Source organism: Micromonospora sp. NPDC005257, assembly GCF_042872445.1.
Lineage (GTDB): Bacteria > Actinomycetota > Actinomycetes > Mycobacteriales > Micromonosporaceae > Micromonospora.
In genome coordinates this window covers 138360-162495 of sequence record NZ_JBIAKL010000004.1, presented here as the reverse complement: position 1 = coordinate 162495, position 24136 = coordinate 138360, and the positions used below count along the sequence as shown (strand labels likewise).

Here is a 24136-nt window from a genome sequence, read left to right as displayed (position 1 = left end):
GGACCCACATGGCCTCCTCCATCCCCCAGTTGCCGTTGCGGGACGAGTTGTTCCTGCTCGGTCACGACGATGACACCGGCCAGCCGCACATCCACCGCCAGGCCCTCGCCCTCGGCCTGGCTGGTGCGGTGCTGATCGACCTGTTCCTGGCCGGGCGGATCGCTCTCGACACCACCGACGACGGCACCGGGCCGGGCGGGGAGCAGCGGCTGTGGCTGCACCTGGACCGGCCGGTCGGTGACCTGATCGCCGACACCGCCCTGGCCTCCATCCGCTACGCCCACCCGACCCCGCCGCTGCGGAGGTGGCTGCGCGGGTTCGCCGACGACCTGTACGACCGCACCCGCGCCGGCCTGCACGCCGGCGGGATCCTGCGCCACGACGTGCGCCGCCGCCTCGGCGGGCTCGCCCGCACCGACCGCTACCTGCCCACCGACCTGAAGTGGCCGGTCGTCGCCCGCGCCCGGCTGCACTACATCGCCGCCGGCCGTGACCAGCCCGACAACCACACCGCCGCCCTCGGCGGCCTCGTCGCGACCCTCGGCCTGACCAACCACCTGTACCTCGCCGACGACATCGCCGCCCTCACCGCGCAGCTACGCACCATCGCCACGCAGCACCACCGGCAGGTACGCGACATCACCGCCGCGGTCGACGCCGCCGTCGGTGACCTCGCCACCGCCACCTACCGGTAAGCCCGCCCCACCCGCTGCCCTTGGAGGCATCCCATGGACGTCATTCCGCGTATCCGTGCCGCCCGATGGGCGGACAAGGAACCGGTCGCCGCGCTGATCGCCGACGCCCTGCACTCCGGCCCGCTCGCCCAGTGGCTAGTGCCCGACCCGACCTGCCGGCGGCGGATCCTGACCGACGTGGCGGTCATCTGGGTGGAACACGCCATGTTCTTCGGCGACATCCAGATCACCGACAACCTGAGCGCCGCCGCGATGGGGTTTCACCGCTACCGCAACATCCCGCCACCGTCGAACTACCGCAGCCGCCTGGCCGACGCCGCCGGCCCGCACGCGCGGCAGTTCGAACTCCTCGACCACCTACTCATCCAGGTCCGACCCACCGAACCCCACTACCACCTCGCAGTCTTCGCCGTCCTTCCCACCGTCCGGCGGCGCGGCATCGGCGCGGCGATGCTCACCCACCACGCGAGCCGCCTCGACCGCATCGACATGCCCTCCTGGACCGAAACCACGCCCGACAGCCAGGACGTGTACCGCCGGTACGGCTACCTCCCGAGACCCGCACTCACCCTGCCCGACGGGCCGGTCCTCGCCCCGATGCGCCGCAACCCTCACCCGATCCGCGGCGCCTGGCCCGTGAACACCGCCAAGCCGGCGACCGTCACCGCCCCGGCACGCGCGCAGTCCGACGCCCAACGCTAGGCCCTGGGTTTCGGCGGCCAAGTCGCAGCTCGCACCACATCTCCCTGTCGCCGCCCCGCGTCGCCGCCCACCATCTGCGCTGGGCCCACATCGGGGCGTTCAAGCCGGTCGCCCGCCCGTAGAGGGAGGGCAGCGGCGACCGACGTGGCCGGCGACGACAGCCCCCACTGTCGTCGCCGGCCACACCCTCCGCTCACATGCGCCGTCTGCGGGTCGTATGAACTGCACAAACCCGGCGCTGCTCCCGCCACCTGAACGCATACATGAACCCTAGGAAGGAGTGCCGATGCCGACGCGGACGACAGTCCTCCCCGCGTGGACACCCGCCTTCGTCGCCGAGGTCGTCGCCGCGACCATCGAACACGCCGCCGTCCACGGTCTGCACCAAGCGCCACGGGGCGTTGCCCGCAGCCACCACCTGTCGCCGGCGACGGTTGAGGAATGGGTCTCGCGGGCCCGCGCCGTGCAGGCCGCGCCCGTGCCACCCGGCCTCCTGGCCTGCCACACCTGCGCGCGATCCATGATCCTCATCCAGCTGCCCGGCAGCGGCAGGGTCTACCTGTGCGCGCCGTCCTGCGGGCGCACACCGGTGTCGGCCGAGGAGATCCGCGACGCCGTCGCCGCAGTGATCCTGCACCGTACCCCCCACCTCGTCCCAACCGGCAAGACGACTCAGGCCGCCTCCTACGCGCTCGGCCCCATCCAACGCGTCACCGTCGGCGCGACCGGCACAGACCTGCACATCACCTGGAGAGCCGTCTCCCTACAAGTCACCGGCCCGATGATGGCCATGGCCCAGCGTCTACACCTAGCCCAGCGCCACGCCGACAACAAGCCCGAGCGTGCCATCGACGTCCTGCACAGCGGGCTCCTGCACATCGACCCCACCAGCGGCAGGCTCGCCCTGGACACCGCGACCGCCCGCGCCGCCGCGCTCCTGGCCACCCTCACCCTTACCAGCGGCGACCCAGCCGCCGCGCTCCCCTGGGCCCAGTGGGGACACCGCAGCCTGCGCCACCTCCTCCGAGACCCCACCAACCCGGAAGTCCGCGCCGCCCTGCGCGTCCTGGCCGCCGCGCACCGCGCCGCCGGGAACCTCACCGCCGCCGCCGACTGCTACAGCGACCTCATCCGCCACCACACCCAAGCCGACGGACCATACGCACTACCGACCCTCGCCACCCAAGCCACCCTCGCCGTCGTCCTGTACGAACACGGCCGCCAGGAACCGGCGCAGCAACTCCTCGCCCGCACCATCGCCGACCACCGCCGTGTCCATCCCCACCACCCCGCCATCGCGCGCATGGCAGCCGCCCTGTACCGCATGCACACCACAGCTACCGGCCCGCCGGGTCATCCCACGCGCATCGCATCGCCCGCCACGCCCGGCGCCAGCTAGACCGCCCGCACCTGACCACCCACCACCGGGACAACTTGCCTGGGCGCACTCGCGCCGAGCAGCAACACCACCCGGACGCGGGATCACCGCTGTTCGGTCCGCAGCCAGCCCAGAACGGTCCGTGCCAGCGAGAACGCTTCGGCTCAGCTCCTCGAACGGCTCGGGGAGGTTTCCCGCTTCGGCAGAGCCCCGGCTAGCTCAGGCCCTGTTGAAGGGGCATAGATCGCTGGCGCCCTTCGGGCGCCCGCTGCCCGATTTCACGGACTGGCTGGAAGGGCATCGTGGTTTCGGCGCGGCGCCGTGTACAGCGCGGTGACGTAATTGTCGATCGCCGTCGCGCCGGGCTGGCGGGCGACCACCTCGGCGACGCCGTCGAGGAACGCCTCCCGCTGGTCAGTGCTCAACTCGCGTACGTTCGGGAAGGTCCCCCACAGCCCCCGCGCGTCGTGCGGGGTCAGTCGGTGCTCCCAGCGGATCATCTCGACCTGGACGGGGTCGAACCAGTCACCTGCCCGCAGTTCCGCCGTGCGCTCGGCGACCCGCAGCGGCGCTGGCACACCGGCAGGGCCGCGCCCTTGCCCCGGTAGCCATCGTCGGTACACCGCGTCCAGCTCCGCGCGCCAGGGCGGGCTACGGTCGGGATCACCGAAGACCGTCCACCACACCGCCAGCCCTCCGCCCGGCCGCACCAGGCGGGCCAGCCGTCGCACCGCCGCGCCCGCGTTCAGCCAGTGGAAGGCGGTGGCGCAGACGGCCAGGTCGAAGGTGTCGTCGGGCAGCGGCACGGTGGTGAAGTCGCCCTCGACGACGGTCACGTCGCGGCCGGTCAGGTTCGTTCGCAGCCGGGCCGCCAGCCGGCCACCGAGTTCCACCGCCAGCACCGACGCACCGGCGTCCACGAGGGGGCGGGTCACTTGACCGGTTCCAGGTCCGATCTCCAGGACGCGCGCACCCGGTCGCAGCCCGCGCTCGGCAAGCACCTCGTACACCCGCGGCGGGTATCCCGGCCGAGCCGCCTGGTAGTTGTCCGGGTCCTCGTCGAAGCTGCCCCGCCGGCTCAGCAACTGGTCGTCACCGCTCACGTCGCGAGCGTATTCCCTCGGGCGACCGGGGCCGGCCCGGCCGCACGCGGTCGTCCGCTGCCGCTTCGCCGAGAGTGGGTTTCACCCTGCCTTGCGGCGTTTCTGGTTGATCTTCTTCGCGACAGCATCGGCGGCGTCCTGGTGCAGTTGTTTGGTGACGCTCTGGTAGGTGTCGCGGGTCAGGGTTGTGGTGGAGTGGCCGAGTTGCTCGGAGAGGACCTTGATGTCGATGCCGGCGTCGAGGGCGATGGTGGCGGCGCTGTGGCGCAGGTCGTGCAGCCGGATCGGGGGCAGCCCGGCCTTACGGACAAGCTTGCGGAACCGTTGGGTGACGGCGTTCGGGTGCCACGGCTTTCCGTCGGGGCGGACGAAGAACAGGCCGGTGTCGGGCCATGTGTCGCCGGCGGCGAGTTGCCAGGCGGCGCGGCGGGCCTTGTAGGCGGTGAGGACTTTGGTCGTGTCCGTGTCGAGGGCGACGTCGCGGTTTCCGGCCCTGCTCTTCGGTGGTTTCTGCACGGCGGTGTAGCCGTGGGTGGCGATCTGGTTGTTGATGGTGGTCTCGCGGCGGTGCAGCCGCACCTCGCTGTCCCGCAGGCCGCACGCCTCGCCACGGCGGGGTCCGCGGTAGGCCATGTAGTGCCACATGGGGTGCAGGTCGGGGGCATGAACGGCGGCGTAGTCGAGGAACTGCACGACCTGGGAGTCGGTCCAGACCATCACCGGTCCGGGGACCTCGCCGGTGGCCTTCCACCGTTGCACGCGTTCGTCCTCCCACACGATTGGTAGGGGCCGGTCGGCGGGGACCTTGACCAGGGCGGCGGGGTTGGCGCCGACGATGAGTTCGTCGGCGAGGGCATCGTTGATCGCTTTGCGCAGACAGGCGCGGATGCGCTGGCGTGTGCTGGCACCAGTGGGTCGCACGCCGGTGACCGACGCGCGGATGACTGGGTCGCTGCTCGCCTTCGCGGCGGCGATCTCGTCGTTGCGGCGCTCGATGGCGGCGAACATGGCGCGGATGTGGGTGGCGCGCAGCTTGTCCAGCGGGATGTCGCCCAGGTGTGGGATCAAGTGGACCCGCGCGATCGATTCGTAGCCGCGCTGCGTGTTCGCGTCGATCGTGAGGTGGGTCAGCCATCCGGTGAGGTACTCGGCGACGGTGGGCATGTCGGCGAGCGTGCCGTCGCCGCGCAGCCGCTGGCGGATGCGGTCGACCTCGGGCAGCGGGCGTTTGGCGCGTACGGCGGTTTGCAGGAGGTCGGCGATCTCGGTACGGCGGCGCCGGTCACCGTTGGCGAGGGCGAGCAGGTCGCGGGCGTGGTCGAGTTCGTCGGCGGCGGCACGGCGGGTGGGGAAGCTGGAGCGGCGTAGCTGCCGGCGCCCGCCGTCGGTGGTGGGTGGTAGTTCGAGCTGGTAGGCCCAGTGGCCGTGGTCGGAGCTCCAGGCGCGGTTCGCGCGGCGTAGTTTCGGGCAGTCGTTTCCCAGTGGCTTGCCGGTGTCGGGGTGGCGGCAGCCGCAGCGCTTGAAGATGCTTCCGTCTGGCATCGGTGGTGGTGCTCCCGTTCGTCTGGGTGGTGGGGCATCGGTTTGGTTGATCGACATCCACGCGTGACCGGCGGCCACGATCAAGTCGCCGCGGTTCCAGGTCCGGTGGTTGGTCCATGCGCTGGGGCCGGTGACCGGCGAAAGTCAGATGCGCCCTGCTGGGGGAGTCTGGGATCCTGTCCGGTTCGCGTGAGATCGGGCATGGAGGACGGCCAATGGTGGCGGCAGATGACGTGGCGAGGGGCCGGGTACGGCGTCCGCAGCTGCACGCGGTAGTGGGCCAGTTGATGGCGGCGGTGCTCGGCGACTTGGCCGCTTGCGACGGCGTGCCGGTGTTCGCGACCGTTCCCGACTTCGGCGAGTGGCACCGCCACGGGCAGCAGTCGTTCGTCGCGATCCGCCGCGACGTCTGGCAGATGCCGGGCCGGGTCACCGACTACCGGTTCTTGGACACCTTCGCCGAGATGGAGGCGGTGCGGGCCGTCGTGGCCGCCGATGAGGTGCTGCGCGAGCGGGTGGACTGCCTCGTCGGCGTGGAGTTCGCCCTCACGCTCCGGCAACTGGGGTGGACGCTGGTTAAGCACGTCCTGGAACCCATGGTTGCCGCCGTCGGGGGTTACCGGTTCGACCAGGACGCCTTCGACGCCGCGTACAGCAGGTTGGAGGACGGTTTGCTGGCCACGCGGGCGCGGCTGGTCGAGGTGGTCCCGCTCAACGCCTTCACCCCCACCGCAGGCATCGAGGCGGTCACGTTGCCCGACGGCCTGGTGCTGCAAGCGATGAGCGACCGGCAGGTGAGCGCCGCGATCGGCTACCTCGCGGTGCCGATCGCCTTCGCGGGCGGCCCGACCTCGGTGACCGTGTCGCGGTTCCACCAGTGGGCCCTGACCCGCTGCACCTCGTACCCGGTGTGCTCGGCCATGGACGTACCCGCCCAACCGACGGCGCCGGATTCTGGCGCGCTGGTCGAGCCAGCCAGCCGTCTCGTGGCTGCGCTTCGGCTGGTGTGCGGCGGGTCCGTCACCGCGACTCGGGCGATCAGCTGCCCACCGGACGACGACTTTCCCCAGGGACTGGGGCCGACGGCGTCACTGTCGGCGCTGCCCGCCTTCGACGAGGAACGACCGACGATCCTTGGGCGAGAGCAGGTTGAGGCGGTGCGCGAGGTGTACGGCCTCCTCGCGCATCCCGCGGTCCGGGAGAACCGGGGTCTGCAGACCGCGCTGCGCCGGCTGGTCCTGGCGGGGGCCGACCGGGTGCCGACCGACCGGCTCATCGACCTGATGGTCTGCGCCGAAGTGCTGTTCATCAAACTGCCGGGCCTGCCAGCGGATCCCCGCAAGCAGGACAAGATCGTTGACGGAGCGAACGTGCTCCTGGCGGACGACCCTGTCCTGCAGGCGCCGCCCGAGCGGCTCGAGGCCCTCCTGCGTCTGGGATACCGGCTCCGCAACGACGAGATGCACGGCGACGACCCGAGCAGGCGGGAACTGCGCACCCTCACCGGCCAGCCGACAGATGGCCTGTCAGCGGTCGTGGATGACATCGAGCGGGTGTTGCGTCGCGCCTTGGTCCGGCTCCTCTCCCGCGCCGTCGAGTAGTAGTCGGCGGCTGCACCGGCACGGCATACGGAGCCGCGCACTGGGCGTCCTACCCGCGGCGAGGTCACGGCGGAGGGCTGCAGCCCGTGGTGTCCCTGTCCCCGCCCGAATACCCGCCGTCCTCGTCGGCGCCCGCCCCGCCGGTGTCACCAGCTGTCGGTACCGGCGGGGACTCGAGGTGCAGTTTCCGCAGGATCGGGGCGGTCGGCACGCGGTAGTACGTACCGGCTCGGAACAGTGGCACCGGGAAGGCGTCGCGGGCGGCCAGCTTGTAGGCCGCCGAGCGGGAGATGCCGAGGATGGCGGCGGCGGTGGCGAGGTCCGTGGTCGCCCCAAGCGCCAGGATGCGCTCCATGGTCCAGGTACAAGCTGCGTCGTCGCTGTCGGGGTTGGCGGCAGGGGTGAGGTTGCGGGTTCGTCGTGCTGATCGCATGGGCTTGACTCCTAATCTCGGACCGCCAGCCGCAGGGGCGGTGAGGTCCTGGGTTTCAGATAAGGGCTGGCTCTCCGCAGGCGGCACCGCCGTCACGTCGGACTGGCGGTGCCGCCTGCGGAGAGAGGCCGTGGAGGCACGGAGCACGCCGATGCCGGTTAGCGGGAACTCACTGGCACCCTGGCCTCAACCGGCGCCCCATCACTGGCCACGTCGGTAGGCCAAGGAACCTTCTCCCGCTACCACCTGTGTGGGCACAGCAGCAGCCGCAGGGCGGCGACGGCCTGTTGGGGCACGACCCCGTTGCCGAGGACCCGCAGCGCGCGCGTGCGCGGCAGCCCCAGGTCGGGGCCGGTGACATGGCCTGGGTCGAGGCCCATGAGCCACTCCACGAACCGGGGCGCGAGGACGGGCTTGCCGTGCCGGCCGGTCTGCGTGGGTGCCGGTGCGGGCCGGCCGAGCAACAGCTCCCAGCGGGCGACTGCGTCGGCGTAGCCGCCCCACCGCTGCTCGTCGGGCTGCCCGAGCCCAGCAACGGTGGTGCGCAGGTCCGCGCCACCGTCGCCATGCCGCCCGGGACCGCACCCGTCGGACACGCGCGGGGTGGGCAGGAGCCGGGTCGGGACCCGCACCGCCGCGGAAGGGAGAGTCAGGTCGCCGTGTGAGCCGCGCTGCCCAGGGCAACCTTTCTCGCCGTCGGTGGCCCGCGGGGTGGGCAGCAGCACCTGCGACAGCGGGGGCCGGAACCCGGCCCCCGCACGTCGCCCGGGCGTCCCGGTGTCACTCGCCCTAGGGGTGGGCAGCAGACGCGCGCCGTCGGCCCGCGCATGCCGGTGCTCAACGTCGCGTGCGCTGCGCCTCGCGGTGGAGGTGGATAGGAGGCCGTGGGTCGAGCCTGACGGTTCGATGAGGTCGGGCAGCCCGTATGGAAGGCCGGGTCCTTTGCCGTCACGGGCGCACGGTGTCGGCAGCGTCCGCACCTCCTCCCACTCGTCCGGTGGGTGCGGCCAGCAGGAACAGCCGGTCGCGGCGGTGGGCGGCGCCGATGTCGGACGCGCGTAGGCACGTCCAGCTCGTGTCGTACCCGATCGCGGCCAGGTCAGCTTCGACGACGTCGAAACCTCGCCGCAGGAGCGCGGCGACGTTCTCCACGAACACGAGCGGCGGTCGAAGCACGCGAACGGCGTCGGCGACGGCACTCCACAGGCTGGAGTGCACTCCGGTGATACCGGCGCGCTTGCCGGCGTTGGAGATGTCCTGGCACGGGAACCCGGCCGTGAGGACGTCGACGGGTGCGACGCGGGTCCAGTCGACGGTGCGGATGTCACCGAGGTTGGGGATGCCGGGCCAGTGGTGGGCGCAGACGGTGGCGGCGTGCCGGTCAGTTTCGGCGTACCAGGTGAGATGACCGCCGAGCACCAGCTCGACGGCCATGTCGAGGCCGCCGTAGCCGGTGCACAGCGATCCGATGCGCGGTGCGGGTCGGTGGTCAATCACGCACCTCCACCGCGCCGAGCCTCGGAGTCTCACCGCGCGCGGCCGACCGCAGGAGGCAGCAGCTGTGCACTCCCGCCGCGCGGCTCGGGTGGCGGTGGGCATGCGCACTCACGCGACCACCCCTCCCCCGAGGCTGTCCCCCAGGCTTCCTGAACCCGAGTCGGTCTGGCTCTTGATGAACACGAGGACGTCCTCGTGGGCGATCAGGTGCATGGGGGTGCCGGCGGCCCGCGCCTTACGGACCGCCTGCAATTGGAAGAACGACGGCCGGGCGACGAGCCCGCCGTCGCGGACGGCGGCGAGCAGCGCCACGCACCGGTCGACGGGGGTGAGGCCCGCCCGGATACCGGCGCCGATGACCGCGCTGGGTAGGTCGACGAGTTCGCCGTGCTTGCGCCACGGTCGGGCGGTCACCACGACGACCCCACCGGGCTTGAGGAGGGTGTGGCAGCCGGCGAGGATCTGGGCGAACCCGTCGGCGAGGCCGGTGAGGTCCCGGTAGGCGAGGTTCCCGCGGTCGGTGCCGTCGTTGTAGGCGTTGTCGAACTTGGCCACGCCGTCGGCGCCGGGCCGGACAAGGCCGTGCACGGTCGGCCCGTACGGCGGCGAGGTCACCACCAGCGAGACCTGCCCGGTCAGGGCCGCCGGCACCAACGACAGGATGCTGGTGGCGTCGCCGCGGATCACACCGGCCCGGCCGGTCGCACCCTGGGTGTGGGCGTGCTTGATGTTGGCGTCGGCGATGTCGGACCAGCGCGACTCGTACTCCACCCCGATCGCGTCCCGGCCGGCGTGGATCGCCTCGACCAGCGTGGTGCCGATCCCACACATCGGGTCCAGCACCAAGTCTCCGGGTGTGGTGTAGGCGGCGACGGCGTGCGCGGCGATCGCCGGGAGCATCCGCGCCGGGTGCTGCACCGACTCACGGACGTACCGGCCGCGGCGCTGGACTGGTCCGGTGGCCTGCGCGGTCGCCCACACCGACAGGCCCTCCGGGCCGGGAGCAGCCCGATGCCGTCCGACGGAGTGGGTGCTCGTGGCGGCAGTCGTCGTGTTCTGCTCGTCGGGCTCGTTGGCGGTGGTGTGCGCGCGGTGCTTAGCCACGGCGACCACCGCTCTCACGCCCATCGGCCCGGCGCGGGGCCGGGCGCTGGGTCTGGCTGAACACCATCAGGTCCGCGTGGACCCGCAGGTGCGCCACCCGCCACCGGTCGCTCACGGCGGTGGTGAGGGCGAGCAGTTCCTCGTCGGTGACGTGGTAGACGAACGCGTCCCCGTCGGTGTCGGCGGTGACCGCGACAAGGTGCTGCAGGTAGCCCAGCCCGACGCCAGCGGCGGCCTGGACCACGCCGGAGAAGTCCTCCGGGCCGGCGGTGGTGCCGGCCGGGACGGTGACGACGAGGATCAGGCAGCCGCCCGGCTGCAGCAGCTGGGCGCAGGCGGCCAGCAGCCACGCCAACCGGACCCGGTTGGTAGCGGCGTTGAGGTCGAGGGGCCAGCAGGCGACCACGAGACTGGTTGCCTGCTGCAGGGAGCCGCCGGACGGCAGGCCGGCGCCCGTGTCGGCCGGTGGGTGCGGGTCCGGGTCGGTGAGGTCGTCCCCGAACCAGGCGCCCATCTCCGACAGGTCCTCCTCCTCGTCCGCGTCGCCGGTGATCCCGCTGGCGAGCGGGACGGGAGTGGCCGGGCCGATGATCAGGCTGGACGCGTCGGTGAACCACGCCGGGTGGTGCCGGCGGGCCCCGGCCGCACAGGCGGAGGTGAGGGCGTGGTCGGTGGTGAGGTCGACGACCGCCTCACCGGGGCGGCTGTAGGCGGCGATGAGGCGGTCGGCGAGGCGGGTGCCGATGCTGCGTCCGGCGTCGCCCGGGGTCCGGGCGGTGCGCCAGACGGTGAGCGGTACCGGCGGGTCGCCGGCGACCAGGTCGGCCGGGGTCGGGTCAACATCGGCGTCAGGGCCGGTGTCGACGGTGGGATCGGGATGCGGGTTGTGGTGCTGCGGCGTGTGCTCGCTCATGTGGTGTCGGCTCCGCGCCGCGCCGTGCTGCGCTGACACCCTCAAACCGGTGTTTGTCAGCTGTGGCGAACACCTGCCGATCTCACGGGAATCTCACGAATGTCTGACAGCCGCTTCCTGTCCGCTCGGCTGGCCTCCAGAACGCGGGATGATCCGGCTGTCGCCGGCTCGACCGGGCCGGGGTCGGCGTCGTGAGATCGTCAGAGCGATCGGCCACCCCCGGCTGTCTGACACGCACGGTCACGACCACCTCGACCATGACAGCGACTTGCATCGATGACACGGGGGCGCTGGCCGGTCTTGTCAGATCGCCGTCCGATGTCCCGGACGGCGACGGCGTCACCGAGGACGCCGGTGCTGGATTGTCATCGGAGGCGGCGACCGTGTCAGACCGTCCCCACGCCGGACGAACACTGTCAGACGGCGCGCCACCGCGGCGCGCAGGGTTGACGATGACATTCGGCTGCAGTGTCAGCCTGTCGCGATCTGACACCGTGCCGCCCGCGGGGCGCTGTTAGACGCTGTGAGACCGGCTGGGCCCCCGTTGTCAGACCCCTCGGCCGGTGTCGTGTCCCTCGCGGCCTTGTCCCGCGCCCTTCGCCTCCTGTCGTGTCAACGAGCAGGTCAACGCGGCTTTGTCAGAACGGTGACGCGCGCCAGCGCCGGTCGTCAGTCAGCGGGTGGCCGGTGGCGGCTGGTGCTGTCGAGCCGAGGATTCATGCCTGCTGGCCTGCGTTGTCAGGGGCCGGTGAGACCGAGGTGGCGCAATGGCGGTCAGGCGCGCCGGCCGTACACCTCCGGCCGTCATCGACATTCGTCTCTGACATAGGAGTTCGTGACATGACCGCGTCCGCCAAGGACTGGCCCGACTCGCCGCTGGACGCCGTGGACACCGCGTTCGCCGGTCTGACCTGTGACCCCGATCCGTTGTCCCTGGACCTCGACCCGCTGGCCGATCAGCTCGGCGACGACAGCGGTCTGCCCGGCCGTGTCATCGCCCTTCCGGCGTTGCGGCAATGGCTGCTGGAGAACCCCCACGCCTACACGGCCCGTGACGTCGTGTGGCGGGAGCTGGTCCGCCGCGCCCGTCTCGACGGTCCCGCCTGGGTCATCGCCGCGGTCGCCCTGGCGATGCCCGCGCTGCGCCGCTACGCCGGACGGCTGCACACCGGCTGGGCCGGTGACGCTCACGATCTAGACGCCGAGATCCTCACCGGCTTCCTGGGCGCCCTACGTGACCGGGTCGACCTGGCCAAGCCTGCGCCGTACGCGGCGCTGTGCATGGCCGCATGGCGGGCCGGCCACGAGCTGCGGCAACGTGACGGCGCCGAGGCCGTTCCGGTGGACGACCTCGAGCACGTCACCGGCTCGCGCACCCCGAAGCGGCCCTACGGGCATCCGGACCTCCTCGTACGCCGGGCCGTCGAGTTGGGCATCGTCGACGAGTGCGACGAGCAGCCCTACATTGACGTGCGGCTGGGCCACCGGGCCATCGAACCCATCGCCGCCCGCCTCGGCCTGGAGGTCGCCACGCTGCGGCGGCGCGTCGAGCGCATCGACGTCCGCATCGCCGACGCGCTCGCCGCCGGGATGCTCACCGAGGCGACCTCACCCCGGGCGCGGAAAGACCTCAGCGCGGCGGCCGAGCGACGGCAGCACATCCGGGCCGCCCGCGGCGGCAGCGCACGGCATCCTGTGGCGCAGGTGACGCTGGCAGCCGCCTGACCGCCGACCATCCCGCAGGCTCTCCGGACGCGGGCCCGACCATCCGGTCGGGCCCGCGACCGCGTACGGCGAACCCCTCGCGCCGCACCACTTCGACCGGCTCCCACCCTGGTGCGGGAAGGGCCGTCGTACTCACTTTCGGGCGGTCCGTCGGATCTATCACGGATCTGACAGCGGCGCCCACGAGGAGTTGAGGCGGCGGCTGTGAGACCCCGGCGCCGATGCCGACGGCGAGGTCCGCCAGCAGCGGCATGATCGTCGGACGGGCCGCTGACCAGGGTTGTCAGAGGTACGTGAGGCCGTGTCGGAGCGCTGTGGGATCGGCAGGTGTTCGCCACAGCTCACAAACGCCGGTTTGAGGGTGCGGAACTCCTCCGACGCCACCACGGCGTCACGCAGGGGGTTGATTCCGCCCGCCGCCGGGCCGGGAGGCCGGGTCGGCATGGGACCGGGTACCTCGGGTGCCGCGCCACGTTGATGCGCTGACACCTCATCGATCATCGCCAACCCGAACGGGAGGACGAGCTCCTCCCGAGGTTCACCACGGTTCCCGGCCGACGTGCGTCTTCCGAGCCCGGCGGCGGTTCTCCGCCCACCGTTTCGACGAATCGCCCCGGCTGCGAGCCGGGGCGGGAGGTGCAGCCATCATGTTCCGCCCGCTGTTGGCACGTTCACGTGCCCTGACCATCGCCCTCTCCCACGCACTGATGACGACCCGCGCGCTTCGCCTCGTCGCCCGGGTCGCCGCGCCCGCCGCGGCGGCGGCTGTGGTGACGCTGGCCGTGCCGGCCGCCGCCTACGCCGACCCCGGCGGCCCGGTCGTCCTGGCCGCCAACGACCTGCCCACCGTCATCGCCAACCTGCAGACCTGGGTGATGGGCATCCTGGCCGCAGTCGCCACCCTGTTCCTGGTCCTGGCCGGCGTGTACTGGGCCACCGCCGGCGGCGACCCGGCCCAGGTCGACAAGGCCAAGGGCGCACTGAAGAACGCCCTGATCGGCTACGGCCTGGCCGTACTCGCGCCCATCCTGCTGGAGGTCGTCCAGGGAATCGTCGGAGGCTGACGATGGCCTGGGCGCTCAACCAGATCCTGGACTGGTTCGCCGGCCTGCTGCTGGACTGTCTGAACGGGCTCATCACCGCGATCACCCACGCGCTGCTGATCACCCCGGACGTGACCAGCCTGCCGCAGGTGCAGGCGCTGACCGGGCGGTCGATCTGGGTCGTCGACACAGTATTCGTCCTGGTGTTCGTCGCCGCCGGTGTCCTCACCATGGTCGCCGGCGGCGACGAACGCGCCCGTTACACCGCCAAGGATCTGCTGCCGCGGTGCGTCGTCGGGTTCGTCACCGCCCACTTCTCCCAACTGATCGCCGGCACGCTCATCGAGTACGCCAACGCGTTCACCGCCGCACTGACCGCGCAGGACTTCAACGGCGACGGGGCGTTGAACGCCGTCAGGACCCACCTGATGGCCGCGCGTGACCAGACCGCCGGTCTGCTGTTCGTCGTCTGCCTGGCGATCATCGTGTTCCTGCTCGCCGCCACCGCCTGCAGTGTGATCGTCCGCTTCGCGGTCGCGTTGGTGCTCACCGCGGTCGCGCCGATCGCGCTGGCGTGTCACGCCCTGCCGCAGACCGACGGCGTGGCCCGCATGTGGTGGCGGTCGTACGTCGCCATGCTGGCGACCCCGGTGGTGCAGGCATTCGTACTGTTCGCCGGACAGTGGATGCTGCTGGACACCAGCACCATGCTGCCGCTGCTCGGCCTGCCGGTCGAACCGGGTGGCGTGCTCAACCTGTTCGTCGTGATGGTCCTGCTGTGGACCACGCTCAAGGTGCCGGGGCTGATGCGCCGCTACGCCACCAGCGGCGCAGGCGGGCGTGGCGGCAACGTGCTCGGCGCGGTCGTGCGGGTCGTCGTGGTGCAGCAGCTCACCCGCGGGCTGCGCATCCCCGGCCTGGGGGCGGTGCGACGATGAGCCGCGACCGGCGTGACGAACAGGCCGTCACCGCCCGCATGCCCGCCGACGTGGACGCGCCGGACAAGGTGCTCTACGGGCTGACGTTCCGGCAACTCGCGATCCTCGCCGTCGCCGCCGTCATCTTTTACGGCGCTTGGCGCGCCCTCCACGCGATCGTGCCCGCGCCGGTGCTACTCGGCGCCGCTGTCGTCCTCGGCGGCCTGGTGTTCGGCCTCACTGTCGGCCGCCGCGACGGACTGCCTATGGACGTGTGGCTGGCCTCCGCAGTCCGCCACTCCCGGGCGCCACGCGCTCTGTCCACCACCGACACCACCGCGAAGACACCCGACTGGGTGCAGGCCCCGGCGTCGAAGGTGATGCTGCCGGCGCCACTGAAACTGCCCGCCGACGCCATCGACGACCACGGGGAGATCAGCCTCGGCGGTGTGAAGGCGGCGATGGTCGCGGCAACCAGCGTCAACCTCGCGTTGCGCACCGCCGACGAACAGGCCGCCCTGGTCGACATCTTCGGCCGATGGCTCAACAGCCTGTCCACGCCGACGCAGATCGTGGTGTCGGCGCAGCCGGTCGACCTGCACTCCGCCGCCCGCACCCTCGCCCAGGCGGCGGACGCCATGCCGCACCCAGCTCTCGCCGACGCGGCAGCCGACCACGCACGGTTCCTCGACGACCTCGCCGAACGGCGGGACCCGCTACGCCGGCAGGTCCTCATCGTGACCCGCACCAACTCCGGTGAGCGCGGTGAGCACGCCGCTCGACGTCGCGCCGACCAGACGGTTCGGTCCCTGTCCGGGCTGGGCGTCACCACCCGCGCCCTGGACGGCCACGCCACCACCGCCGCCCTGGCCGCCGCGGCCGACCCCTACCGGCCGCCTCGCCCCGGCGGCCTCGCCGCACCCGACACCACCATCACCGCGCCTCCGGCGAAGAGGCCACGCACCAGGAGGACATCGTGATCACCGTCAAGCGCCGACGCACCCCGAACGACGACAGCACCAGCCCGCCGTCCGCGGGACTCGCGGCGACGGTAGCTCCGGCCTCGGTGGAGGTGACGCCGCGGTTCCTGCGAGTCGGAGACGGCTACGCCGCCACCCTGGTGGTCACCGGCTACCCGGCCGAGGTCAGGCCGGCGTGGCTGGAGCCACTGCTGTCCTGGCCCGGCCGGCTGGACCTGGCCCTGCACATCGACCCGATCCCCGCGCCGGTGGCGGCATCGCGGCTGCGCAACCAGCGGGCCCGGTTCGAATCCAGCCGGCGGGCCGACGAGCAGAAGGGCAAGCTGGCCGACCCGTACGTGGAGGCCGCCGCCGACGACGCCGCCGATCTGGCCGAACGCCTTGCTCGCGGGGCGGCGAAGCTGTTCCGCGTCGGCCTGTACCTGACGGTGCACGCCCGCACCGAGGCCGAACTCCTCGACGCGTGCGCGCAGGTGAAGGCCGCCGCCGGGTCCACCCTGATCGAGGTGCAGCCCGCGACGTGGCGGCACCTGCCCGGCTGGACCACCACCCTGCCGCTTGCCACCGACAGCCTGCAGATGCGCCGCACCATGGACACCCAGGCACTGGCCGCCGCGTTCCCTCTCGCGTCGGCGGACCTACCGGCACCGCTGCCCGGCGACCCGGCCACCACCGGTGGGGTGCTGTACGGGGTCAACCCGGACTCCCAGGGCATCGTCTGGTGGGACCGGTGGGCGCAGGAGAACCACAACAGCGTGATCCTCGCCCGCTCCGGCGCCGGAAAGTCCTACTTCGTCAAGCTCGACGTGCTCCGCAACCTGTACCAGGGAGTGCAGGTCTCCGTGGTTGACCCCGAGGACGAATACCTCCGGTTGGCCGACGCGGTCGGCGGCACCATCGTGCGGCTCGGCGCACCCGGCGTGAAGATCAACCCCCTGGACCTGCCGGCGGGGGACACCCGCCCGGACGTGCTCACCCGCCGCGGCCTGTTCCTCCACACGTTGATCAGCGTGTTGGTGGGGCAGCTGCCGCCGCCCGCAGAGCGCGCCGCCCTGGACCGGGCGATCCTCGCCGTCTATCGGCAGGCGGGCATCACAGCCGACCCGGCCACCCACCACCGGCCCGCGCCGCTGCTGAAGGATCTGGCCGCGACACTGCGGGCCGACGACAACGCCGCCGCCCACGAGTTGGCCGCCCGGCTGGCACCGTGGGTGGCCGGCTCGTTCTCCGACCTGTTCGACTCACCGACCACGACCCGCCCGGGCGGGCATCTGGTCGTCTGGAGCCTGCGGCACCTGCCGGACGAACTGCGCACCGTCGGCACGCTCCTCGCCCTGGATGAAATCTGGCGGCAGGTCGACCTCCCGCGGCAGTACCGCTCCACCTCCTCGCCGCAGGCGCGGCGGCTGGTCGTGGTGGACGAGGCATGGCTGCTGATGCGCGACGGTGAAGGCGCCCGGTTCCTGTTCAAGATGAGCAAGGCCGGCCGGAAACGCAACGCAGGCCTGTCGGTCATCACCCAGGACGTCGCCGACGTGCTCGGCACCGACCTCGGCCACGCCGTCGTGTCCAACGCGGCCACGCAGGTGCTGCTGAAGCAGGCTCCGCAGGCCATCGACCAGGTCGCCGACGCGTTCGGGCTGACCGCCGGGGAACGCCGGATGCTGCTGTCCGCCCGAGTCGGGCACGGCCTGCTGATATCCGGCACGAACCGGACGGCGTTCGAGTCGATCTCCTCCCAGGCCGAACACCTTCTCGCGACCACGAAGCCGGCCGACCTAGCCGACCTCGACCCCGACGATGGGGAGGAGGACCTGTGACGCCACTGCATGCCCTGTCGCCGACGCCCAGTCCTTCCGGGCCGGGCGCCGGGGTCATTGCCCCGCCGAGCGCGCCCACTCGGTGGGTTCTGTACGTCGCGGATTGGGCGGTGGACCGGCCGTGGCTGCTCGGCGTCGCCGCTGCCCTGCTGGTCGCCTATGTCGCCGGGCGGAACCTGGTCGACGGGTGGCGGCACCGCCGCCACGCCGACGGCGCCCGCCTCGTCACGGTCGCCCCACCGCCGGAGGTCGACCCGCACAGCGCCGCCGCGCTGTGGGCGAACCTGCACGGCACCCTCACCCCATCCCGCCGACGCCGACTGCTGTACGGCAGCCCGCACGTGGTGTGGCACTACACCTGGACCGGCCGCCAGCTCCTCATCAGCATCTGGGTACCCGGCACAGTGCCGCACGGGGCGGTCGAGGCCGCCGTCCGGGCCGCCTGGCCCGGCGCCGCCTGCACCACCGACGACCAGGCATCACCGCCGATCCCACTGGACGTGCCGGCCGCCGTCGGCGGGCACCTGCTGCCGACCGCAGCCGAGTGGCTGCCTTTCGAAACCGACCACGACAACGACCCGCTCCGAGCACTCATGTCGGCCGGGTCGCAGCTCAAACCGGACGAGTACGCCTGCGTGCAGGTCCTCGCCCGCCCCGCCACCCCCCGCCGCGCCGCACGGGCCCGCCGCGCCGCCGGCCGGCTACGCGACGGTAAGACGGCTGTCCCGGCCATCAACCCCGCCGCGCCGCTGCTGTGGGTCCTCGATGGGTTCCTGTCCGGCCGCACCACAACCACCCGCAGCGGCGGCGGCCAGCCGGCCGGCCGCCGGGACCCCGGCGTGGAGCGCGACGTGCGGGCGATCCTCGACAAGACCACCCACCCGCTGTGGACCATCGGCATCCGCTACGCCATCGCGAAGAACAACCACCGCAACGGCTCCCGGCCGGAGGCCAGGCTGCGCGGTGTCGCGGACGCGGTCGCCTCGTCGTTCGCCGTCTACGCCGGCCGTAACCGGCTCGCCCACCGGGCCCGGATGGCGCAACCGGTGGCCGTGCTGGCCACACGGCGGCTCGGAGCGGGGTTCCTGGCCTCCACCCCCGAACTGGCCGTCCTCGCCGCCCTGCCGCGGGATCTGGCCGTACCGGGCTTGGATCGGGCGCGGGCGAAGTCCATGCCCGCCCCAGTAGCGGTGCCGACCGGCGGCCGCGGGATGAAGGTCCTCGGCGACGCCGAAGTGGGTGGCCACGCGGTGGCCCTGTCCGTCGCCGATGCGAGGTATCACATGCATGTGGTCGGATCGACGGGCTCCGGGAAGACGACCCTGCTGGTCAACATGGCCGTCGAGGACATCAAAGCCGGCCGGGGCACCGTGGTCATCGACCCGCACGGCGACATGGTCCTGGACATCCTCGACCGGCTCCCCGCCAGCGTCGCCGGCCGGGTGGTGCTGTTCGACCCCGACCAGCCCAACCCGCCCACCCTCAACCCGCTGTCCGGCGACGACCCCGACCTGGTCGTCGACAACCTCGTCAGCATCTTCGGGAACATCTTCGCGAAGGCGTGGGGGCCGCGGATGGACGACGTCATGCGGGTGGCCTGCCTGACCCTGCTGCGGCACGCCAACGTCACCCTCCAACACATCCCACCCCTGCTCAACAGCGCCCAGTTCCGGTCGGCGATGACCGTCGGCCTGGACGACCCGGCCGGCCTGTCCGGGTTCTGGCAGTGGTACGACGACCTCAACCCCGCCCTGCGCTCCCAGGTCATCGGCCCCGTCCTCGCGAGGCTGCGGGCGTTCCTGCTGCGGGACTTCGTCAAGCGCACCATGCGCTACCCGCGCTCCAGCTTCGACATGGGCAAGGTCCTCGACGGCGGCGCCCTCCTCGTCAGAATCCCGAAGGGCCAGCTCGGCGAGGACACCAGCAAGCTCCTCGGCTCCCTCGTGCTGGCGCAGGTGTGGCAGGCGGCCACCGCCCGCGCCGCCGTGCCGGCCGACAGACGCCGGGACGCCACGCTGATCATCGACGAGTGTCAGAACTTCCTGACCCTGGCCAACAGCCTCGACTCGATGCTGGCGGAGGCGCGGAAGTACCGGCTGTCGATGGTCCTCGCCCACCAGGACCTGGCCCAGTTCCCGAAGGACCTTCTCGCGGCGGCGTCAGCGAACGCCCGTAACAAGCTGTACTTCTCCGTCGCACCGGAGGACGCCCGCGTCCTCGCGAGGCACACCTTGCCCGAACTCGACGAGCACGACCTGACCCACCTGGACGCCTACACCGCCGCCGGGCGGCTCGTCGTCGGTGGGCGGCAGACACCGGCGTTCACCCTCAAGACCCGACCGCCGAAGCCGGTCGTGGGCGAGGCGACGGCAATCCGGCAGGCCGCCACGGAGGCGGTGCCGGCGCAGGACACCAGCGCGATCGACGACCTCGTCGACCGGTTCTCGACCCGCCCCGACGACAACCGCCGGTCCTGGGGCAAGAGCGGTCCGAAGGCGAACGCCTGAACGCCGCAGGGCGGTTGACGTGAGATCGACAGACCGGGTCGGCCGGGGGCGACCGGGTCTACTGCGTCCCGGTCACCCCTTCCGTGAGGGCTTCACCAGCCCTTCACCACCGATCACCACACCGCACCGACAGATTCCGGCTCTCCGGGTCTGTCAGTGCCGCTCACCGGCGGTCACCAGCCTCTGGTGACCACCTCACCGAACTCAGACACCCTCCCCTCGGAGGGAACTCCTCTTCCGCTTGGAGCATCCACCGTGCCCACCAACAACTCCGTCTCCCGGTCGTCGTCCGGTTCTCGTTCGTCCTCTCGTCTCGCTCGTCTGGACCGGCTCCGTCGACTCACCACCCGCGATCATCAACTTCTGCGGCTGCTCGCCGAGCACTACGTGCTCTCCACCGACCAGATCACGGCGGCGCTGTTCCCGTCCCGTCGCTCTGCCCGGCTCCGCCTCGCCCAGCTGCACCAGATGGAGGCGGTCAGCCGGTTCGTGGACGTCACCACCGGCACCGGCCAGCACCTCTACACCCTCGGCCCACTCGGTGCTGTGGTCCACCCGACCCAGTTCAACGACCCGAACCAGGCCGGTGCCCGAGCGCCTCGGACCAGCATCGAACGGACTGAACGCATCATCGGCAGCCGCCGCTTGGCCCACCTGCTCGGCACCAACCAGCTGTTCATCGACCTGATCGGCTACGCCCGCACCGACGAGCACGCCCGGCTGGCGCGGTGGTGGTCCGAACAGCACACCACCGCCGCCTTCGCCGCCGCCTCGTACGCCGCCGGCAGCGGCACCGGGGTCCAGCCCGACGGGCACGGCATCTGGCACGCAGGCGGGCGCACCGTCGGGTTCTTCCTCGAACACGACAACGGCACCGAACCCCTCGGCACCGTGCTGCGCAAGCTGCGCGCGTACGAGCAGCTCGCCCGCTACGGGCCCCGCTACCCGGTGCTGCTGCGCGTCCCCGGCCGCCGACGCGAGCAGCACCTCCTCGACGCCCTCGCCGGAGTGCCCACCGCCATGCCCGTCGCCACCGGCATCCACAGCGAACACCCCGCCGGACCCGCCTGGACCCTCACCACCGACCCAGGCCCACGCCGCTGGCTGCACGAACTGCCCTCCGACCACGGCCCGGACAACCCGACCACCAACCCGCACCGCTTCACCGACACCGACCTCAGCGGCCCCGCCGACCCGGAGCCCTGACGCCCACCTTCACCACACGCGGAGGGAGGTCGTCCACCGTCGTGGGCGACTGTGAGACCGACCAGATCTCACAGCCTCCCCGTTCCTCACCCGCGGAATCGAGCGGTCGTCTGACAGTACAGGTCAACCGCACTACTGACGATCATGACGGCGGCCGGCGCTGACAGATCCGGCCGCTACCTTCATCGGCACCACCTTCACCCATATATCGCTCCACCCGGTCCGGTCCCACCTCGGGAACCACCGCCGCACCCAACGGTGCGCTCCGCCCACCCGCCTCCGGGCCGGTCGGCGCCCGCGCCGCGCGGCGACCCCCAGGTCGCACCGCACCACCCGCACCACCAGCACCAACCCGCACCGCCAGCACCAGCCCGCTCCACCAGCAGCGACTCTGCTGCACCCATTCCCTGTTCGTCCCGTGAGTCGACCCATGTACCCGGTGGGCCGACCACTTCCGCGCGCCCAACAACGCGCCCAAACCGAAGGAGGAACCCCTCATGACCGCAACCAACGGTGCCGCGACTCCGCTGAGCCGCTACGGCACCCGCGTGCCAACGGTGACGCCCCGCCCGGGCCGCAAGCCCGCCCCCGCGGCCACCACCGCCAGCACCACGGCGCCCACCAGCCCGGTGGTCACGCCGACCGCGACGATCAACAACCTGATCGTCTGCCTGCCCGACGGCCTCCCGTCGCAGGCCCTTACCGCCACCCAGCTCGACCGGCACTTCGGCGTGTCCGGCACCCTGCAGTCCCGGTTCTGGGCCATCCCAGACATGTGGCTGTGGCAGCGGCGCGACCTGGTCGCACCGCGCAAGGGACGTCCGGTGTACTGCGCCGGCGGACCGGTCAAGCTGCTCGACCTGAACGCCATGCGCCACGCCGCCGGCGTCGGCGCCGGCATCCGCCACCAACTGTGGCAGCAGGTCGTGCACGGCACCCGGCCGGCCACCCCGTGGCCGACCCTGCTGGCCCGCCACCTGGCGGAACCCGCCAAATACCCGCGCGAGCGGGCCGAGGCGGACTTCAACAACCAGCCCCGCGTCAATGCGATGCGGATGCACAACGCGGCCAGCTACGGCGCCGCCCACCTCAGCCCTGGTGAGCTGGAGATGTTCCAGGCAGGCCCGATGGCCTACCAGCACTACAGCGCCACCACCGCCGTGTGCGGCGACGCCCTGCTCACCCCGGACGGGCACAAGTTCGCACCCGCGAGCGACGCCCTCACCCACCGGGTGACCTACCTCGAGCAGGCGAACCGGTACCTCGACACCATCGAGGCCGACCAGCGACTGCTCGCCGTCGCCCTGTAGCACCACCGGATCCGGAACCGGTCGGGCACCGCCACCCATCCCTTCTTCCCTGGGGATCGGCGGCGGCCCGACCGGCTCCACCCCATTGCACCCACGCCGCGCCGGCCACCAGCAGCAGACGCGAGCTCTACAGCCGCGTCCCTTGAGCGTCCCGGCCCCTGCGACGCACACACCCGCCGCGACGAGTGCGGCCACACCCCCCACACGACATTGACCACCACCTGAACCACGCCCGCCTGGGACTACATCCGACCCGCTCCAGCGGGCGATCCGCCGTACCCACGGGGGGCCAAGCGGCGTGGCGTGGACCCACTGCCGGCCCCCGTGCGGCAACCGCCCGGCGCCCCGGGCTGGGGCCCCCGCAAGCCCGGCCAGCGAACGGCCGACCTTTCCCTCTTCCCCCATCAGGAGGTTCCTTCGCCATGTCCGACCGACTGTGGTTCCGCGTCGACGACGTCCTACCCCTCGCCGAACACGCCGCCGCCACCAACGCGCACCTGCGCACCCGGCAGCAGTACCGGGCCGGTGTCCCGGACCAGGCCGCACTCATCTGGTCCCACGACACCGACGGTGACTGGCTGTCCTGCAACGGGATCCCCCGCTGGTACGACGCCGACGGCACCGACCACCGGGCCCTCGCCGAAACCTGGACCCACACCGCCACCGGCGCCACCGGCAACCCGGTCCCCGCCGACGACGGGCACGGATTCCTGCCCCTGCACACCGACCACGTCGACGGCCGGCGGGACCTGCTCGACCTGCTCCGCTACGCCCGCCACCACGGGATGCACTGGTTCGGACTGCACCCGGACCCGGCGAGCGACGACACCAACGACCGCTACCGCATCTCCCGCCACCGCGGCGACATCGCCCCGCCGCTGTCCACCTGGACCCCGGCGAGCGTGACCTGCGACGTGGTCGGCGGCGGCGCCTACCGCGCCATGGTCGCCCCGGGCTACACCACCCTCTCCCGCGCCGGGGTGCTGTGCCGCTTCCCTCTGTTCGCGGTGCAACGTATGGCCACCCACCTCGACGGCCTCTACCCCGGTGACATGCCGGTCGAGCACCCCCGGCTGCGGTTCGACGGCGACGAGGTCGTCGTCGAGTGGGAGCACGACGACGGCCTGGACGGCCGCTGGATCGAGGACGACCGGGTCACCGCCGACGCCAACGGCTGCTACGCCATCGGCGCCTACCAGTGGCCGTGGACCCTCGTCGCGTCCGAGACGACCTTCCGCGCCGCCGACCCGAAGGACCGGTCGCGGTGATCGTCGACGAGGCGTTCCAGCTGGGCGGCCCCGGCTGCTACGAGCTGACCCGCGTGCACCATACCGACGGGTACGTCCTGCGGGTGCGGGTCTACCGGGACAGCTACGCCAAGCAGAGCACGGCGGTCGCCGAGGTCCTCACCCCGCTGTTCACCTGGACCATCATCGCCAGCAGCCCCGGTCACAGCTGGCACCGCACCACCCCGACCACCGCGCCGAACGCGACGCCGTTGATCCCGGTCGCCGACGAGTTGCTGCAGCGGGCGCGGCGGATACTTCCCGTGCCGCCGCCGGCCGCCATACCCGGCCGGTAACCCCGCCAAGGGCCGCACCCTTTCGCGCTGCCCTGCCCGCCTGGTCGCCCTTCGCGCACCAGCCGGCGCAGCCCGGCC

General features: G+C 72.0%; 21 protein-coding genes. 14 read left to right on the top strand and 7 right to left on the bottom strand.

The genetic code is table 11. The features are described from left to right. The first annotated feature begins 8 nt into the window (after window positions 1-8). The 3 genes from ACFYO8_RS10455 to ACFYO8_RS10445 all read left to right on the top strand — a co-directional run bounded on the left by ACFYO8_RS10455 (window position 9) and on the right by ACFYO8_RS10445 (window position 2796). A complete protein-coding gene (locus ACFYO8_RS10455; protein ID WP_387257072.1) occupies window positions 9-695 on the top strand; it encodes a GPP34 family phosphoprotein in 687 nt (228 codons plus the stop codon). Window positions 696-728: 33 nt separating this feature from the next. Beyond that, window positions 729-1397, top strand: coding sequence for a GNAT family N-acetyltransferase (locus ACFYO8_RS10450; protein ID WP_387257071.1), 669 nt, complete (start codon window positions 729-731; stop codon window positions 1395-1397). A gap of 286 nt (window positions 1398-1683) precedes the next feature. Further along, window positions 1684-2796, top strand: coding sequence for a tetratricopeptide repeat protein (locus tag ACFYO8_RS10445; RefSeq protein ID WP_387257069.1), 1113 nt, complete (start codon window positions 1684-1686; stop codon window positions 2794-2796). A 257-nt stretch (window positions 2797-3053) separates the two neighbouring features. Here the strand turns inward: ACFYO8_RS10445 and ACFYO8_RS10440 are convergent, their stop codons facing one another. Beyond that, the gene (locus tag ACFYO8_RS10440; protein ID WP_387257067.1) at window positions 3054-3878 is read right to left on the bottom strand and encodes a class I SAM-dependent methyltransferase; all 825 of its coding nucleotides are present in this window, start codon (window positions 3876-3878) and stop codon (window positions 3054-3056) included. 81 nt (window positions 3879-3959) lie between these two features. Continuing rightward, complete coding sequence (gene xerC, locus ACFYO8_RS10435; protein WP_387257065.1) at window positions 3960-5420, bottom strand: tyrosine recombinase XerC; 1461 nt, start codon at window positions 5418-5420, stop codon at window positions 3960-3962. Between the two features lie 215 nt (window positions 5421-5635). Between xerC and ACFYO8_RS10430 the strand changes: the two genes are divergently transcribed. Beyond that, the gene (locus ACFYO8_RS10430; RefSeq protein WP_387257063.1) at window positions 5636-7021 is read left to right on the top strand and encodes a hypothetical protein; all 1386 of its coding nucleotides are present in this window, start codon (window positions 5636-5638) and stop codon (window positions 7019-7021) included. 64 nt (window positions 7022-7085) lie between these two features. On the opposite strand, the gene ACFYO8_RS10425 is transcribed toward ACFYO8_RS10430, so the two are convergent. The 5 genes from ACFYO8_RS10425 to ACFYO8_RS10405 form a co-directional block, all read right to left on the bottom strand. Next, the gene (locus tag ACFYO8_RS10425) at window positions 7086-7454 is read right to left on the bottom strand and encodes a DNA-binding protein (RefSeq protein WP_387257062.1); all 369 of its coding nucleotides are present in this window, start codon (window positions 7452-7454) and stop codon (window positions 7086-7088) included. A 239-nt stretch (window positions 7455-7693) separates the two neighbouring features. After that, entirely contained in the window at window positions 7694-8086 is a 393-nt protein-coding gene (locus ACFYO8_RS10420; protein ID WP_387257060.1) for a hypothetical protein, read from the bottom strand. Window positions 8087-8402: 316 nt separating this feature from the next. Beyond that, window positions 8403-8951 (bottom strand): DNA cytosine methyltransferase, encoded by a 549-nt coding sequence (locus ACFYO8_RS10415; protein WP_387257059.1) that lies wholly within the window; start codon window positions 8949-8951, stop codon window positions 8403-8405. A gap of 108 nt (window positions 8952-9059) precedes the next feature. Further along, a complete protein-coding gene (locus tag ACFYO8_RS10410) occupies window positions 9060-10064 on the bottom strand; it encodes a TRM11 family SAM-dependent methyltransferase (RefSeq protein WP_387257058.1) in 1005 nt (334 codons plus the stop codon). After that, entirely contained in the window at window positions 10048-10968 is a 921-nt protein-coding gene (locus ACFYO8_RS10405; RefSeq protein WP_387257056.1) for a hypothetical protein, read from the bottom strand. The genes ACFYO8_RS10410 and ACFYO8_RS10405 overlap by 17 nt, the downstream gene beginning before the upstream one ends. Before the next feature lie 840 nt (window positions 10969-11808). Here ACFYO8_RS10405 and ACFYO8_RS10400 point away from each other — a divergent pair. The 10 genes from ACFYO8_RS10400 to ACFYO8_RS10355 all read left to right on the top strand — a co-directional run bounded on the left by ACFYO8_RS10400 (window position 11809) and on the right by ACFYO8_RS10355 (window position 24058). Next, window positions 11809-12693: a hypothetical protein gene (locus ACFYO8_RS10400; RefSeq protein ID WP_387257054.1), complete on the top strand. Its 885-nt coding sequence runs from the start codon at window positions 11809-11811 to the stop codon at window positions 12691-12693. A gap of 647 nt (window positions 12694-13340) precedes the next feature. Beyond that, window positions 13341-13757: a pilin gene (locus ACFYO8_RS10395; RefSeq protein WP_353899587.1), complete on the top strand. Its 417-nt coding sequence runs from the start codon at window positions 13341-13343 to the stop codon at window positions 13755-13757. Between the two features lie 2 nt (window positions 13758-13759). Next, the gene (locus ACFYO8_RS10390) at window positions 13760-14674 is read left to right on the top strand and encodes a conjugal transfer protein TrbL family protein (RefSeq protein WP_365062731.1); all 915 of its coding nucleotides are present in this window, start codon (window positions 13760-13762) and stop codon (window positions 14672-14674) included. Then, the gene (locus tag ACFYO8_RS10385) at window positions 14671-15633 is read left to right on the top strand and encodes a PrgI family protein (protein WP_387257052.1); all 963 of its coding nucleotides are present in this window, start codon (window positions 14671-14673) and stop codon (window positions 15631-15633) included. Before ACFYO8_RS10390 ends, ACFYO8_RS10385 begins: the two co-directional genes overlap by 4 nt. Further along, the gene (locus tag ACFYO8_RS10380) at window positions 15633-17453 is read left to right on the top strand and encodes a VirB4 family type IV secretion system protein (protein WP_387257199.1); all 1821 of its coding nucleotides are present in this window, start codon (window positions 15633-15635) and stop codon (window positions 17451-17453) included. Before ACFYO8_RS10385 ends, ACFYO8_RS10380 begins: the two co-directional genes overlap by 1 nt. Further along, the gene (locus tag ACFYO8_RS10375; protein WP_387257051.1) at window positions 17450-19960 is read left to right on the top strand and encodes a type IV secretory system conjugative DNA transfer family protein; all 2511 of its coding nucleotides are present in this window, start codon (window positions 17450-17452) and stop codon (window positions 19958-19960) included. The genes ACFYO8_RS10380 and ACFYO8_RS10375 overlap by 4 nt, the downstream gene beginning before the upstream one ends. 321 nt (window positions 19961-20281) lie before the next feature. Continuing rightward, window positions 20282-21166, top strand: coding sequence for a replication-relaxation family protein (locus tag ACFYO8_RS10370; protein ID WP_387257197.1), 885 nt, complete (start codon window positions 20282-20284; stop codon window positions 21164-21166). Between the two features lie 497 nt (window positions 21167-21663). Further along, window positions 21664-22476 (top strand): hypothetical protein, encoded by an 813-nt coding sequence (locus ACFYO8_RS10365; RefSeq protein ID WP_387257049.1) that lies wholly within the window; start codon window positions 21664-21666, stop codon window positions 22474-22476. A 422-nt stretch (window positions 22477-22898) separates the two neighbouring features. Continuing rightward, window positions 22899-23744, top strand: a complete 846-nt coding sequence (locus ACFYO8_RS10360) for a hypothetical protein (protein WP_387257047.1) — start codon at window positions 22899-22901, stop codon at window positions 23742-23744. Further along, a complete protein-coding gene (locus tag ACFYO8_RS10355; RefSeq protein WP_387257046.1) occupies window positions 23741-24058 on the top strand; it encodes a hypothetical protein in 318 nt (105 codons plus the stop codon). Before ACFYO8_RS10360 ends, ACFYO8_RS10355 begins: the two co-directional genes overlap by 4 nt. Window positions 24059-24136 lie beyond the last annotated feature (78 nt).